At 65.9% G+C, this 13,709-nt stretch carries 13 protein-coding genes; 2 read left to right on the top strand and 11 right to left on the bottom strand.

From position 1 onward, the window contains the following. Positions 1–58: 58 nt before the first annotated feature. Together AC22G6_RS00785 and murB are read left to right on the top strand one after the other, a co-directional pair. Positions 59–505, top strand: coding sequence for a PACE efflux transporter (locus tag AC22G6_RS00785; RefSeq protein ID WP_487365201.1), 447 nt, complete (start codon positions 59–61; stop codon positions 503–505). A 25-nt stretch (positions 506–530) separates the two neighbouring features. Then, entirely contained in the window at positions 531–1,547 is a 1,017-nt protein-coding gene (murB, locus tag AC22G6_RS00790) for a UDP-N-acetylmuramate dehydrogenase (RefSeq protein WP_487365202.1), read from the top strand. A gap of 30 nt (positions 1,548–1,577) precedes the next feature. Here the strand turns inward: murB and AC22G6_RS00795 are convergent, their stop codons facing one another. From AC22G6_RS00795 to AC22G6_RS00845, 11 genes are all read right to left on the bottom strand, one after another. Then, positions 1,578–2,336, bottom strand: a complete 759-nt coding sequence (locus AC22G6_RS00795) for a polysaccharide deacetylase family protein (RefSeq protein ID WP_487365203.1) — start codon at positions 2,334–2,336, stop codon at positions 1,578–1,580. Between the two features lies 1 nt (position 2,337). Continuing rightward, a complete protein-coding gene (locus AC22G6_RS00800; RefSeq protein ID WP_487365204.1) occupies positions 2,338–3,408 on the bottom strand; it encodes a glycosyltransferase in 1,071 nt (356 codons plus the stop codon). Between the two features lie 90 nt (positions 3,409–3,498). Next, positions 3,499–4,617: a glycosyltransferase family 4 protein gene (locus AC22G6_RS00805; RefSeq protein ID WP_487365205.1), complete on the bottom strand. Its 1,119-nt coding sequence runs from the start codon at positions 4,615–4,617 to the stop codon at positions 3,499–3,501. Beyond that, on the bottom strand, positions 4,614–5,660 hold the full coding sequence (locus AC22G6_RS00810) for a glycosyltransferase family 9 protein (protein WP_487365206.1): 1,047 nt from the start codon (positions 5,658–5,660) through the stop codon (positions 4,614–4,616). Before AC22G6_RS00810 ends, AC22G6_RS00805 begins: the two co-directional genes overlap by 4 nt. A 70-nt stretch (positions 5,661–5,730) precedes the next feature. After that, on the bottom strand, positions 5,731–6,750 hold the full coding sequence (locus AC22G6_RS00815; RefSeq protein ID WP_487365207.1) for a polysaccharide pyruvyl transferase family protein: 1,020 nt from the start codon (positions 6,748–6,750) through the stop codon (positions 5,731–5,733). Positions 6,751–6,754: 4 nt separating this feature from the next. After that, positions 6,755–7,366: a glycosyltransferase family 29 protein gene (locus AC22G6_RS00820; RefSeq protein WP_487365208.1), complete on the bottom strand. Its 612-nt coding sequence runs from the start codon at positions 7,364–7,366 to the stop codon at positions 6,755–6,757. Then, positions 7,363–8,679, bottom strand: coding sequence for an O-antigen ligase family protein (locus tag AC22G6_RS00825; protein ID WP_487365209.1), 1,317 nt, complete (start codon positions 8,677–8,679; stop codon positions 7,363–7,365). The genes AC22G6_RS00820 and AC22G6_RS00825 overlap by 4 nt, the downstream gene beginning before the upstream one ends. Positions 8,680–8,688: 9 nt before the next feature. After that, complete coding sequence (locus AC22G6_RS00830) at positions 8,689–9,723, bottom strand: hypothetical protein (protein WP_487365210.1); 1,035 nt, start codon at positions 9,721–9,723, stop codon at positions 8,689–8,691. Positions 9,724–9,733: 10 nt separating this feature from the next. Next, a complete protein-coding gene (gene msbA, locus AC22G6_RS00835; RefSeq protein WP_487365211.1) occupies positions 9,734–11,521 on the bottom strand; it encodes a lipid A export permease/ATP-binding protein MsbA in 1,788 nt (595 codons plus the stop codon). Beyond that, positions 11,518–12,180: a protein-tyrosine phosphatase family protein gene (locus AC22G6_RS00840; protein WP_487365212.1), complete on the bottom strand. Its 663-nt coding sequence runs from the start codon at positions 12,178–12,180 to the stop codon at positions 11,518–11,520. Before AC22G6_RS00840 ends, msbA begins: the two co-directional genes overlap by 4 nt. Before the next feature lie 10 nt (positions 12,181–12,190). Beyond that, positions 12,191–13,672 (bottom strand): ArnT family glycosyltransferase, encoded by a 1,482-nt coding sequence (locus tag AC22G6_RS00845; protein WP_487365213.1) that lies wholly within the window; start codon positions 13,670–13,672, stop codon positions 12,191–12,193. Positions 13,673–13,709 lie beyond the last annotated feature (37 nt).

Raw genomic sequence — 13,709 nt, forward strand, 5'->3', positions numbered from 1 at the left:
GGCCTATCTTCCATGCCTCTTCCATAAGGGCTTCGGCGTGTCGGTGTCTCCTCCAAAAATGCGCTCGTTCCGCGATCGGTTGCGGCAGATCCTGCTCTTCGAGCTCGGAGGCCTGCTGCTGGTCACGCCGCCCTTTGCGTGGGCGAGCGGTGTGCCGCTGATCGACTCTGCCGGTTTGCTGGCCGTCCTTGCGCTCGTGGCTGCGCTCTGGAATGGCGGATTCAACACCACGTACGACTGGATCGAAGGGCGCCTGACCGGGCGCACCGCGGACCGGCGGCCCTTCGCACAGCGCTGCCTGCATGCGGTGCTGTTCGAGGGCGGGCTGCTGATGCTCACCCTGCCGGTGCTCATGGTGTGGACCGGTCTGGAATGGTGGCCGGCGCTGCTTGCCGATGTCGCGGTCGCGCTTGCCTACACCGTCTATGCCTTTCTCTTCAATCTCGGCTACGACCGCCTGTTCCCGATCAGCGGTGTGGGTCCGGCCGCTGCACTGGAAAAATGATCAATCGTGAAGCGTGAGCACTGAGATGGCGAATCGCACACTCGGGGCCGATCTGTCGGCACTCAATACCTTCGGTCTGAGCGCGCGTGCCGCATGCCTGGTGCGCGTGCGCTCGACCGATGATGTGCGCGATGTGCTGGCAAATCCCGCATGGTCGCAGCAGCCCCGACTGGTGCTTGGCGGCGGCAGCAACCTGATCCTGCGTGGTGACTTTGCCGGCACGGTGATGCGGATGGAAATTGACGGCCGTCGATTGCTGCGTGAGGACGCGACGCACCGGATCGTGGAGGCCGGGGCCGGCGAGCCGTGGCACGCGTTCGTGCGCTGGACGCTGGAGCAGGGCTGGCCGGGGCTGGAAAACCTGTCGCTGATTCCCGGCACCGTCGGTGCGGCACCGATACAGAACATCGGTGCCTACGGGCTGGAGATGGCCGACCGTTTCGAGTCGCTCGATGCGATCGACCTCGACGATGGCAGCGAACGCGTTTTCGTCGCGGAGGATTGCCGCTTCGGCTATCGCGACAGCGTGTTCAAGCAGCAGCCGGGGCGCTGGCTGGTGACGCGTGTCCGTTTCCGCCTGGCGCGTGACTGGGTGCCGCTGACGCGTTATGCCGATGTCGAGCGCGAGCTGGCCGACAAGGGGATAGACACGCTCACTGCAATGGATGTTTCCGACGCGGTGATCGCCATCCGTCGGCGCAAGCTGCCCGATCCGGTCGAGATCGGCAATGCCGGCAGCTTCTTCAAGAACCCGGTGGTCGAGGCCGATTGTTGCGCCCGCCTGCTCGTCGCCCATCCCACGCTGCCGCACTACCCGCAGGCCGACGGCCGGATCAAGCTCGCCGCCGGCTGGCTGATCGAACAGGCCGGGTGGAAGGGGCGCGACCTCGGGCCCGTCGGCTGTTACGAGCGCCAGGCCCTGGTGCTGGTCAATCGTGGCGGCGCCAGGGGTGAGGATGTGGCCAGAATCGCCGCCGCCATCCAGGCCGATGTGCATGCGCGCTTCGGCGTCATGCTGGAGCCCGAGCCGGTATTCGTGTGAACGATGGCGTCCGCCGGGGCGGGCGACGACTCATGCGTTTGCGAAACCGGGGCGGCGGATCAGCGGGTTGCGCGGTGTGTTCTTGACGTGCAGCCGCCACAGGAAGCCGAGCAGGTTGTCGCCATGCGAGATCGCCTTGCGCGGCAGGGTCAGCGGGTCGTCGGTCGGTGTGGCAGGGGCGCGCGCACATGTGGTTGCCGTCAGGTAGCCCGCTGCCGCGACGGCATTGACCGCGCGCAGGTCATGGCTGCCGTAGGGGTAGCAGAAGTGCCTGACCGGCTCGCCGAGCACGTCTTCCAGCACCGCCTTCGAGCGCGTGACCTCTTCCACGATACGCATGTCGTCACATTTGGCGAGTTTCTGATGCGACGCAGAGTGCGAACCGAAATCGATGCCTGCCTTGCGCAGCCCCCGGATGCGGGCGGCACTCATCAGCGGCGGGGTGTCGCGACCATCGTCCGCAAACCACGACGAGGGCTGGCCGAGCATGTCGGCGATCAGGTACACCATGGCCGGAAACCCGTAACGCTGAAGCACGGGAAAGGCGTATTCGTAGAAGTTCTCGTAGCCGTCGTCGAAGGTCAGGGCCACCGCTCTGGGCGGGGTCGGTGTGTCGCCGCGCACGCATGCGAGCACCTGATCCATCGACAGCACCGTATAGCCGAAGCGCGCCAGCCACGCCATCTGGGCGGCGAAGCGGCGGTGGTTGCAGTAGGTCGATTGGTGCGCCTTCATCGGCGCAAAGTCGCCGACCTGGTGGTACATGAGGATATTGATGTGCGGCTGCATGTCAGCGATTTTCCAGCAACTGGGCGTACAGCGAACGATACTGCGCAATGATTGCAGTTTCGGAAAACTCGTCGCGAATGCGGGCAATTCCTTTAGCCACCATCTGCTCGCGCAGCCCCGCGTCATGCATCACGGTCTCGATGCCGTGCGCGATCGCGCCGCTGTCGTCACAGGGTACAACCCAGGCGTCTTCGCCGTGGCGGGCAATCTCGCGCGCGCCGCGGAAGGCCGTGGCCACGAGCGGTCTGGCATAGGCCCAGGCTTCGAGGATGACGTTGCCCAGGGTCTCGGCGTCGCGAGACGGGAAGACCACCATGTCAGCGAGATGAAACCACGGCGCAGGGTCGTGCTGCCAGCCCGCCCAGATGATGCGGTCGGCGATGCCGAGTTGCCTGGCCTGCTGCTCGAGGGGCGCGCGCAGGTCGCCGTCGCCCAGCACCACGAGGCGCAGGCGCCGGCCTTCGATCTGCGCCGGCAGCTTCGCCATTGCCTCCAGCAGAAAACGCTGGCCCTTGACGTCGATCAGACGTCCGGCAGTGAGCATCAGCCAGTCGTCGCTGCGCAAGTCCAGGCGCCGGCGCAGCGCGTCGAGCTCGGTGACGGGCACCGCGCGCGCAGGGTCGGCGAAGTTTGTGATGTGGAATACCCTGTTCGCCGGCAGGCCGCCCTGAATCATCCAGTCGCACAGCCCGCGGGTGTTGCCGATCCAGGCGTGCGCGTGATGGAAAGGCCCAAGCTTGTAGTAGCCGCCCAGGCGCGACACATGAACCTTGCCCAGGCCCGGCTCAAGGTGGGTGAGGCGGGTGGCGCGGCCCATGTAGGTCTGCACGATGGGTGCATCGCTGCGCTCGATGGCACGCGCAAGCTCCATCCGCGACAGCGGGTCCCATACCGTTCGCAGCGGCAGCGTGGAGAAGGGAATGGCGCCCATGTGATGCTGCGCCAGCTCGGAGCCCTTGCGCACGATGGCTGCAACGTCTTCGCCCTGACGACTCATGGCGGGCAGAAAGCGGGAGAACCAGCGCTCGGCGCCGCCCATCTGCTTGCTGCCGATAATGTGGAGGGATTTCATTGCAAGTCCGGACTCGGGTGGGGCTGCGGCGAGATCAGCCCGTGCCCGCCAGTCCAGGCTGGCGCACCGCAAGCGATGGCGCGGCAGGGATCAGCCTGGATGGTGGCGGGACCCGGCACCGTAGAGCTGCGGACTGAGGACGGAACGATACACGCTCAGGTTGCCGTCGCACATCGCGTCCACCGAAAACTCCCGCAGCATCATGGCCTGTCCGGCTTCGCCCATGCGCTGCCGCAGGGTGGCGTCGTCAAGCAGACGGTTCAGCGCGACGCCCAGTTCTGAGATGTCTCCCGGCGCGATCAGAAGGCCGTTCTCGCCGTCGCGCACGGCTTCGGGAATGCCGCCGGCGCGGCTGGCGACGATCGGCACCCGCGCGGCCGAGGCCTGAAGCAAAGAGACGCCGAGGCCTTCCATGTCGGCCGGGTGGGCGAGGACGTCGAGGCAGCCGAGGACGGCTGGTAGATCGTCGACGAAGCCCATCATGCGCACGTTCCGCGCCAGCCCCTGATCGGCGATCGCCTGCCGCAATTCGTTCTCCATCGGGCCGCGGCCGAAGATCAGCACCTGCAGATCGGGATGTCGGGGCAGAACGTCGTGCAGGGCCGAGAGCAGGTGGCGGTGACCCTTGCGCGGGATGAGCTGGGCAACAGTGCCGAGTACAGGTGTGTCGGGGGCGAGTCCGAGGCTGGCGCGAAAGGCAGCCTTGTCGTAGTCGCGCAGATAGGGGCGGACGTTGACCGCGCTGCGCACGCAACTGGTCTTGGCGTCGGGCAGTCCCTCTGCCAGCAGGACCTGGCGGATCCCTTCGGAGATGGTGACGACATGGTCGTACAGCGGGTAGCGCGCGGCGACCAGCCAGGGCGATTCGGGGTTGTCCACCCGGCGCGAGAGCACGCAGGGCACGCCGCAGAGAAGGGCCGCGAGTCCGCCCCAGACGTCGGCCCCGCGTCGACTGTGAATATGCACGAGGTCGGGCTTTTGGGCTGCGATCAGGCGACGCAGGCGCAGAACGAGGCCGATGTCCACGTCGCCCTTCATCGGCATCTCGAATACCTTGCCAAAGGCCCGGGCCGGTGTTGCGATGCCGGCGCCGGTTGGGCAGGCCAGCAGGCTGTCGACGCCGCGGCGTGCGAGCCCCTCCATGAGATAGAGCACCTGGGTTGCGCCGCCGTAAAGGTGACGCCCGGCTTCGATGTGCAGGATTTTCATGCGGCGATCGCCTCGTGAAGGACGGAGCGGGCTTCGTGCATCACACGCTCGGGAGAGATCGCGCGCAGGCAGTCGAAGCGCGCGTTGCAGCTTGGGTTGCGCCGACACGGCGAGCACGGAAGGCCGAGCCAGATCACCCGTGAATTGCTGCGACCGGCGTCGAGGTAGGGGCGGGTGGAGCCGAACAGGGCGACCGTGGGGGTGTTGAAAGCCGGACCCATGTGGGTGAGGCCGGTGTCGACGCCGACCACCAGGCCCGCATGGGCGACGATTGCCGCCGCTTCCGGAAGGCGTGTCATGCCCGCCAGCGAAACGGCACCCGGCATGGCCGCGGCCATGCGTTGGGCGGGGTCGCGTTCGGCCGGGCCGCCGAGAATGACCGGAGTCAGGCCGAGCTCGTCACGGACCCGTGCGGCAAGCGCCAGCCAGGCATCCTCGAACCAGTGTTTCTGCGGGCGGGTGGTGAACGGGGCGAAGACGGCGTAGCGGCCTGCATGCAGGCCATGCGTGGCGAGCAGGGTGCCGGCCTTGTCTTCGGTCTCCGTGGCGACGAACAGGCGCGGGAAAAAGTCGCGGGTGTCCAGCTTCAGGTGCTGCGCCAGATGCAGGTACTCCGAGCTCACCCGGCCTGGCGTCCCGCCAGCTGCCAGCACCTCGGTCATCAGCCATTGACTGCCTTCGCGCGAGGCGAGCCCGATACGCCGTCCGGCGCCCGACATCCACGCCAGCAGCCCGCTCTTGAGCAGGCTCTGCAGGTCGATTGCGGTATCGAACTTGCGCGCCCTGAGTGCCTTGGTGAAGGCACGCACGCGGCGAAACAGTTCGCCGAAACGACGCTCACGCCACAGCTGCTTCCACTCGGCCTTCGGCCACAGGATCAGTTCGTCGATACAGGGGTCGGCAGCGAGCAGTCCGTCCAGGCCCGGTTCGACCAGCCAGGCGATGTGTGCGGCGGGATAGCGCCGGCGCAAGGCGCCAACAAAGGGCGAGGCGAACACGATGTCGCCGATGGCCGAGCTGCGGATGAGAAGAATGCGATCCATTGAGTCCATGGACTCAATGTGCCCGCACGAATGTGAAGAAGGTGTTGAATTATCGTGGGCGGACTGTTGGTCAGTGCGCCTGGCCGGTGCGAGTGCTGTCGAGCCGGTTGCGGATCGCGTCGAACATGGCTGCGGCGCGGATCCGGGCTGATTCGAGGAAGGCCGTCAGTGCGACCTCTTCCGTGGCGCTGAAGATGTGCGCGGACGGGTCGGACACGGCTTCCAGCGTGCTCAGCGAAACGACCCGGCTGTCGTGCCCGAACACATCTTCGAGCAGGCCGGAGATCTTGGGGGTGTTGGATGCAAGCGCGAGGAAGGGGGTGTGCGTGGCCAGTGCCAGGGTCACGGCGTGAAAGCGTCCGGTGCACAGCAGCTGATGGGTGGCGAGCCAGGCGACGAAGCGCTTGCGGTCGCGCGTATTGCGCACGGTCAGCACCGCATGCAGCCACTTCGCTCCCCGGCGCAGGTATTCGCGCGTGCCATGCTCGGCGCGACTCGGGAAGGCCGCGTGGGTCAGCCTGCTGTAATCCCATCCCCTGGCCTTGCTGAGGCGCTTCAGACGGGCGGCCAGGTCGGCCTTGACCGAATCCGTGCCGAGGACGCCCGTGCGCGGACCCGTCCGCCTCGGAAATGGGGTGAGAAGCGTCAGGTCGGGGACGATTGCGGCCTCGATGCCGCTGCCCTCGAGTGCAGCGAGCGAGCGGCTTTCGCGCAGATAAATGGCATCGAAGTGACGCAGGTTGTCGATGATCTTCGGCTCGAGTTCAAACAGCGAACTGTTGACGAGGAAGGACGGGATGTTCGCCGTCGTGCGCGCGAAGGCGGCGATCTCGGTGAGATAGTGCGCGCGATCGCGGCGCGCGCTGTGATGGATCGAGCCTTCGCCATTGACGATGACGGCATCCACCGTCCGCAGCGCGGCGGCGACGTCTTCCCGCCCGCGCCAGTCCGCGCCTACGGGCCAGAAGAACGTCGGCTTGATGCCACGCTCAACCAGGTTTGCGATCAGCGTTTCCATGACGATTTCGCAGCCGTAATGCGAGGTGCGGCGGGTGTCGTTGAAGATCGCCACGCGGTAAGAGCGGGTCATGGTTTCAGTCTGCCTGGGCGAGGTTGTGCACGCGGCCGCTGGCGATCATGTCGGCGACGACGCGCTGTTCTTCGGCGCCGTCGTGTGGTTTCGATGCCTTGCGCGGATGCTTGATGAGGCCGAAGAACTTTCGGTTGTAGAAGGTGCCGCTGGCGAAGAAGTCAAAGCCGGCAAAGGCCAGCTCGGCACACTTGCAGTGATTGAACAGGAAGTTCAGTGCGATCAGCCCGGTCGAGGGGCGAGCGGGCTCGATGCGGGCGTGAAGTGCTTCCCAGATCTGCACCGGATGCAGCACGAGGCGCTCGCCCAGCGCGCTCAGGTCGGGCATCTTCTCGCGCTTTGGCGTGGCCCACACCACCCAGGACGGTTTGAACCAGTCGTCGATCATCGCCGCGCTGAGTTTCTCCGACGACGTGAACACCACATCGGTGCGACTGCCCTGATGCTCGGGGGCGCGAATCGAGCCGAGGTTCATGCGCACGACCACGTCATGGGCGTCGATGCGCGCACCGAGGTGCTGGGAGAACTGGCTTTCGCTGTTTCCGATCACCACCACCCGTTTGCCTTCCAGGTAGTGCCTGAGGCCGGAAATCCCGTCCTGTTCGCGTGTGTTCATACGGATCCTTTCTTTGCACCCGGTCGGTCTGTGCATCGGAGCTGGCGGGTGCGAAAGGCGAGTGCGCCCGCGGGTACGGCCAGCGTCATGATCAGGATGTTGGTGCCGACGATGGCGGGGAAAAACACGTTCGACAGCGAGAACAGGAACGCCGCAGCAATGCACAGCAGTCCGGTCAGCGCAAAGTAGCGCACATCGTCATCGCCCGAGGTGACGAGTGCCCGGTGGAAATGCCGGGCCAGACCGATCACGAAATACGCCAGCGCGGCCAGCCCGAGCAGGCCTCCGCGGGCGAGGGTATCCACGATGCCTGAGTGCAGGTGAGTGAAGTGCGCGGCGGCGGGGTTGAGTGTGCCCGTCTGCGCGCTTGCTGCAAGGTAATCACCGAGGTTGGCGACGCCGATGCCGAGCACCGGCCGGGACATGAAGGCGTCGAAGCCAACACGATAGAGGTGGAGCCGGGTGCCGATCGACGACAGCGTCATCGACGCCGCGTCCTCTTTGGTTGTCGTAAGGACGGCCATGACGTTGCTGAGCTCGTCCGCGGTGCGCTCGCTCAGTACCGGTAGCAGGCCCAGACCGATGATCAGCAGCGACAGGATGCCGATCGTCACGCCGGTACGAAGGCTGCGTCGCATGTCTCTCGCACCCAGGCTCAGAATCCAGATCAGCACCGGCGCCACGACCCATCCGCCGCGGGTGCCGGACGCGTACGAGGCATAGATGCCGCAGCCGAGCGCGATCAGGGTGCAGGTCTGGAATAGCGGCGTTCTCTCGGTCCTCGGGGTCACGATCCACGCAGCGAGCGCGAGAAATCCGAGAAGGAGGGCGTCGTTGCCGAACGGGATGGCGTTCATGAAGCCGCTGACCCGCTCCAGGCCGAGCACCTGCGCCTGGTATGCGGCCAGCGCCGCAGCGGCGACGCAGCCGACGATGACCCCCCATCGCAGTGATCGTGCATGGATGCCTGTCCGGCTGATGGCGAAGTATGTAAAGAGGCCGAGCACCAGTCTGCCCGACTTGTCGAGCATGCCGGGGTCCCAGCCGGTCAGCGCCATGTTGAGCACATCGTGCACTGGCAGCACCAGGAACAGGGCTGCCATCTTCAGATCGCTGCGGTCCGCATCCTTCCGGTACACGAGCAGCGCGAGGCCGACGATTGCCAGCAGGGCGGCCATCGTGCCCGGACTGCCTGCACCGCGCAGGCTGACGAGACCTGCAAAAGTGAGCCAGACTGCAAAATCGCAGAACACGCGCAGGGCTCGGTGCGTATCGGCAGAGCGCGGGGACGTCGGGGTCAGGACTGCGTTCATGATCGATGTTCAGGGATGCGTGACGACGCCGACCGCGGCGAAGGTGCGCTCCATGTCCTGCTTCTCGGCGGTGGATTTGAAGCGGATGCGCGACCAGCCGAAGGCCTCGACAGGCGTCGTTGCGGGATAGATCTGGCGCGCGAACAGCAGTGCGGATGAGCGCACGCCAAGCACCGCATCGTAATGCGTGCCAGCCATGAACAGTTCCAGCGCTTGCTCCGGGCTGATCACCCGGTAATCGGGGTGCGAGAGTTCCCGTTGTGCATCCTTGGGGTGCCCCTTGTAATCGATAGCGTCGAATCCATGGTCTGCAAGCCAGGCGCGGATCTCGCCCGTTACCGCGGCGAGATCGGCTGGCGACATGAGTTCGAAGCCGGTGAGCGGCTGCCCGATCACCAGCGCGCGGCGGCCAGTGCCGGCCGGCTCGGCTTGCCCCGCGGCCGCTTCGACCAGCGGCGGCAATACATGCACTTTTCCCGCCGGGTATTCGTGCGGGAGTCCGGGCAGCACGTAGATGCGGTCACAGAAGGCCGCGTCCGAACCGATGCGGTCGCCGTCGAAGCACCAGTAGTCGAGCTCGGGGGCGATCAGTCGACGCAGTTTGCGCGCGTGCTGGGCCAGCCGCTTGCCTGCGCTCAGCGGGTAGCGGCGGGTGCTGATGATGCCGTCGGGCAGGATGCGCGCGCGCATCGTCCGTGCGCCGCAGGCTTTGGGGAGCGCCCGCAGGAAGTAGTTGATGGCCTCGGTGTCGAACACCGCGCTGTGGATATGCAGGGTGTCGCAGTGGCCGACGAGCCCGGCGACGAGGCCGATGTTGTCGCGCAGCCGGCGGTGCCGTCCGAGCACGCCCGGCAGGGGCTCCCAGCGCGGCCAGGACATGTAGCTTGCCGCGTCCCATTCCCCGGGTTTGATGATCGAAGCGACGCCGTGCTTGTACCAGACCAGCACCTGGCGGCTACCGGCTTCCGCCGTGGCAGCGATGCGGCGCGCGGCCAGGTATTGCAGCGGTGAGGCAACGAAGTAGAGTGCAGTGGTGCGCGGCATGGCGTTCTGTTCAGGGCGCCGGCTGCGGTGCCGCTGCCGGTTCGGCGGTGGTGGCGGGGGCGATGTCAGTACCGCTGGCGAGCAGGCGGGCGTAGCTTCCGTTGGCTGCGGCCAGTGCTTCGTGCGTGCCCGACTCCACGATCCTGCCGTGCTCCATCACGACGATGCGGTCCGCATCGCGAATTGTGGACAGACGGTGGGCGACGACGAGCACGGTGCGATCCTTGCGCAGCGTGTCGAGCGCGTTCTTGACCGCGCGCTCCGACGCATTGTCGAGTGCCGAGGTGGCCTCGTCGAGCAGCAGGATGGGCGCGTTGCGCAGAAAGGCGCGGGCGATCGCGATGCGCTGGCGCTGGCCACCCGAAAGCTGGCTGCCGTTGGGGCCGATACGGGTGGCGAGGCCTTCGGGCAGGGCCTGGATGAAGTCCCACGCATGGGCTGCGCGCGCGGCGGCCTCGATCTGAGCAATCGCGGTCTGCGGCTGCCCGTAGGCGATGTTGGCGGCGACGCTGTCGTCGAACAGCACGACATGCTGGCCGACCCAGCCCAGTTGTGCGCGCAGCCAGCCCAGCGGCAGGGTGTCGAGCGCCTCGCCGTCGAGCAGGATGCGGCCGTGTTGCGGTGAGAAGAAGCGTGCGATGAGATTGATCAGCGTGCTCTTTCCGCTGCCCGATGCGCCGACCAGCGCAATCGTTTCGCCCGGCTGCACGCGCAGGTCGAAGCCGTCCAGGGCCAGCCCGTTCTGTCCCGGGTAGCCGAACCCGACCTGCTCGAAACACAGTTCGCCGCGTGCGCGGGGGCGCGTGGCCCCGGTGGTGTCGATCGTGTCCGTTTCGCCTGCGGTATCGAGCAGTTCGAAAATGCTCTGCGCGCCGGCGAGTCCGCGCTGGATGACCGCGTTGATGTTGGTCAGGCGCCGGATGGGTTCGAACAGCATCGACATCGCGGTGACGAAGGAGACGAACTCGCCCGGACTCAACCTGTTTTCCGCCGAGAGCGCAGACGCCGTCCAGATCACCGCCGACACGGCCGCCGCGGCGAGGACCTGCACCAGCGGTGCGTTGGCGGACGACACCCGGACGGTGTGCATGGTCTGTTTGCGCAGTCTCTCGGCCAGGCTGGCGAAGCGCTCGTCCTCGTAGTCGTGGGTGCCGAACAGCTTGACCTCGCGGATACCCGACAGCGAGGCTTCCACCGCGCCGGTGACACGGCCGGTGGTCAGCTGCATGTCGCGGTTCGAGCCGCGCAGCTTGCGACTCGCTACCCGGATCAACCACGCCACGACCGGTGCAATGGCCAGGATCAGCAGCGTGAGCTCCCAGGCGGTATAGACCAGATACGCGGTGAGGCCGAGGATCACGAAACTGTCGCGGATGACGATGATCCACGCGTTCGACAGCGCAGCGCCCACCTGCGGGATGTCGTACAGAATGCGTGACAGCATGCGCCCGCCCGACTCGGCCTGATGCACCGACAGCGGCAGGTGAAGCTGGTGGCGGAACACCGCCTGACGCAGGTCGGTGATGGCCTTGTTGGCGATCCACTGGCTGGAGACGTTGGCGACATACTCGGCAATGCCCTTGCCAAGAAAGGCCAGCATCAGGAACAGCGGGATCTGCCACTGTGCCGTGTGGTTCTTGCCGATCAGGCTCTCGTCGATCAGCGGCTTGAGCAGGGCGGGCAGCACCGGTTCGAGCGAGGCGGCCGCAATCATGGCCAGCACCGACAGCACCACAACCTTGCGATACGGGCGCAGCGTGCCGAGCAGGCGGCGGTAGAGCGAAAGCGAGTCTTTCATTCGCGGTGCAGGACCTTGTCCACGATCAGGCTGGAAAAGCCCTCATCGCGAAAGCTCACCTTGAGCGCCTGTTCGTCATACACGGTGCCAACCCAGTCGATGAAGGCGATGGGCCGGGTCGCGTTGTACGCCAGATAGGTGGCAAAGAAGAAATCCAGGATCCCGGTCTTGGCCCGTTTCGAATGGCCGTACTTCCACGACAGTTCGCTGATGGCATCGCTCACCGGGTGACCGAGGTGCAGTACGCGGTACAGCACTGCGCCGAGCCCGGCGCGGTCGGCGCCCGATTTGCAGTGGATCAGGGCCGGATACTCGAGGCCGGCGAAGATGTCGCGCATGCGGTGTATCTCGGCCACCGAGGGCGGGGTGCGGGAATACAGCTTGACGCTGATCAGCCTGATGCCGAGTTGCGTGCAGGCTTCTTCTTCATAGAAGTACGAGCCGTAGTCGTGCACGCCGCGCAGGTTGATGATGCTGCGGATGCCGTAACGGTCGCGGTACCTGCGGATCTGGCGCGGGCTGGGCTGGCTGCAGCGATACATGCCGCCGCCGAGCGGATGGAAATTGTTGTAAATCGCGCGTACGCAGCCGTGGTCGACCAGATGCATGTCCAGCCAGGTACGGAACCGGCGCGAAGGTGTTGAGAGTGCGTTGTGCATGTGCTGCTTTTCAATAGCCCTTGAAGCCCTTAAGCAGCCATATTGACACCCTCCTGTGAAAATTCTGATAAACCGCGACCTCGACGTCCGCGATTTTTTCAACTGATTCGAAACAGGCGCCGGTATCACCGATGTCCGGCCTGATCGAAACGAACAGCACCGGGTCGCCCGATGTGGTGCCCAGCGGCACGGTGAGGCCGTAGTGGTCGATGATGTGCGGGTCCGCCTGCCAGCGCGCGTAGCGGCTCGGGCGCAGGCCGTAGATCAGCTGCGCCAGGAGTTCGCGATCGTCGCCGACCAGCACCGCGTCGGGGTGGGCTGCGAGTTGCGGGCGCACCTGCGTGACCAGCTCATTCCAGCCGCGCGCCCGTTTGTATGGATCGTTGCGGCCATTGAGCGTCTTGCCCGCGAGCTGAACGATGTCCGGCCAGTGATAGACGGCGATGCCCAGCACCGCGTTGAGTGCGACTGCAATGATCGCCAGCTTCCATCTGGCCCGCTGCGCGAGAAAGGCGATCACCAGGACGCTGGCGGAAACATACACCGGGGCTGACCAGTTGCCGTTGGCGCGGCCGGTGAGCGCCTGCAGGCTGACGATGACCAGCAGCGGCAGGGAAAACAGCAGCAGGAAGCGGAAACGTGGCTCGACCCAGGCGGGCTGCGGGCGAAGAAAGGCCCACAGCAGGCCGGCCATCAGCAGCGGCCCGAAGGAGATCAGCTGCGCGCCGGCGAACTCGACGAATTCATCCAGATTCAAGCCCCGCCCGCCAACGCCGATGCGGGTGATTTCGGCCGTGTGGCGGAGGGTCGGAAAGTCGTGCTGCCAGTTCCACCACAGGTTGGGGGCCAGCATCGCCAGCGCGACCAGGGCGCCAATCCAGGGGCCGGGTCGCGTCAGCTGACGACGCCCGTTGGCATCTGCCAGCAGAACGAGGAAAGCCGAGCCGACGAAGGCCAGCATGGTGTATTTCGACATCAGGCCCAATCCGCAGACGACCCCGATGCCCACCCATTGCTTCACCGTGCCCTGCTGCAGCGTGCGCCACAGCAGCAGCATGCCGAGCGCCCAGAAGAACAGCAGCGGTGCGTCGGTGCTGACGAACAGGCCCAGGGTGGCGGTCAGCGGCATGGTCAGAAAGGCGAGCCCGGACCAGAAGCCGACGCGATCGTCGAACAGCCTGCAGCCGAGCTGGCGAATGACGATTGCGGTGGCCGGGTAGAGGATCAGCGACGGGGCCTTGATCGCCAGCAGGTGATCGCCGAAAAGCTGGATCGAGCCGGCGATCAGCGCGGCGATCATGGGGGGCTTGGAGTAATAGCCCCAGTCCAGTGATTGCGCCCATCCCCAGTAGTAAGCCTCATCGACGTAGGGGTCGAGGCCGAGGTGAATGATCACGCCCACGCGATACAGGCTGAGCGCCAGCGCGATCGCAATGAATGACATCAGCGACGCGCGCTGCGGGGTTGCGCCGGCATACCGATCGGGTTTCATAGGGCGGAGATTCTACGCGAATGCAGGGGCGCCGAAG

It is taken from the genome of Parazoarcus sp. PS-13 R2A (assembly GCF_057621855.1).

Excerpts from the sequence above, each read along its gene's own strand:
- AC22G6_RS00785 (WP_487365201.1), top strand. The coding sequence starts at position 59 with ATGCGCTCGTTCCGCGATCGGTTGCGGCAGATCCTGCTCTTCGAGCTC.
- murB (WP_487365202.1), top strand. The coding sequence starts at position 531 with ATGGCGAATCGCACACTCGGGGCCGATCTGTCGGCACTCAATACCTTC.
- AC22G6_RS00795 (WP_487365203.1), bottom strand. The coding sequence starts at position 2,336 with ATGCAGCCGCACATCAATATCCTCATGTACCACCAGGTCGGCGACTTT.
- AC22G6_RS00800 (WP_487365204.1), bottom strand. The coding sequence starts at position 3,408 with ATGAAATCCCTCCACATTATCGGCAGCAAGCAGATGGGCGGCGCCGAG.
- AC22G6_RS00805 (WP_487365205.1), bottom strand. The coding sequence starts at position 4,617 with ATGAAAATCCTGCACATCGAAGCCGGGCGTCACCTTTACGGCGGCGCA.
- AC22G6_RS00810 (WP_487365206.1), bottom strand. The coding sequence starts at position 5,660 with ATGGATCGCATTCTTCTCATCCGCAGCTCGGCCATCGGCGACATCGTG.
- AC22G6_RS00815 (WP_487365207.1), bottom strand. The coding sequence starts at position 6,750 with ATGACCCGCTCTTACCGCGTGGCGATCTTCAACGACACCCGCCGCACC.
- AC22G6_RS00820 (WP_487365208.1), bottom strand. The coding sequence starts at position 7,366 with ATGAACACACGCGAACAGGACGGGATTTCCGGCCTCAGGCACTACCTG.
- AC22G6_RS00825 (WP_487365209.1), bottom strand. The coding sequence starts at position 8,679 with ATGAACGCAGTCCTGACCCCGACGTCCCCGCGCTCTGCCGATACGCAC.
- AC22G6_RS00830 (WP_487365210.1), bottom strand. The coding sequence starts at position 9,723 with ATGCCGCGCACCACTGCACTCTACTTCGTTGCCTCACCGCTGCAATAC.
- msbA (WP_487365211.1), bottom strand. The coding sequence starts at position 11,521 with ATGAAAGACTCGCTTTCGCTCTACCGCCGCCTGCTCGGCACGCTGCGC.
- AC22G6_RS00840 (WP_487365212.1), bottom strand. The coding sequence starts at position 12,180 with ATGCACAACGCACTCTCAACACCTTCGCGCCGGTTCCGTACCTGGCTG.
- AC22G6_RS00845 (WP_487365213.1), bottom strand. The coding sequence starts at position 13,672 with ATGAAACCCGATCGGTATGCCGGCGCAACCCCGCAGCGCGCGTCGCTG.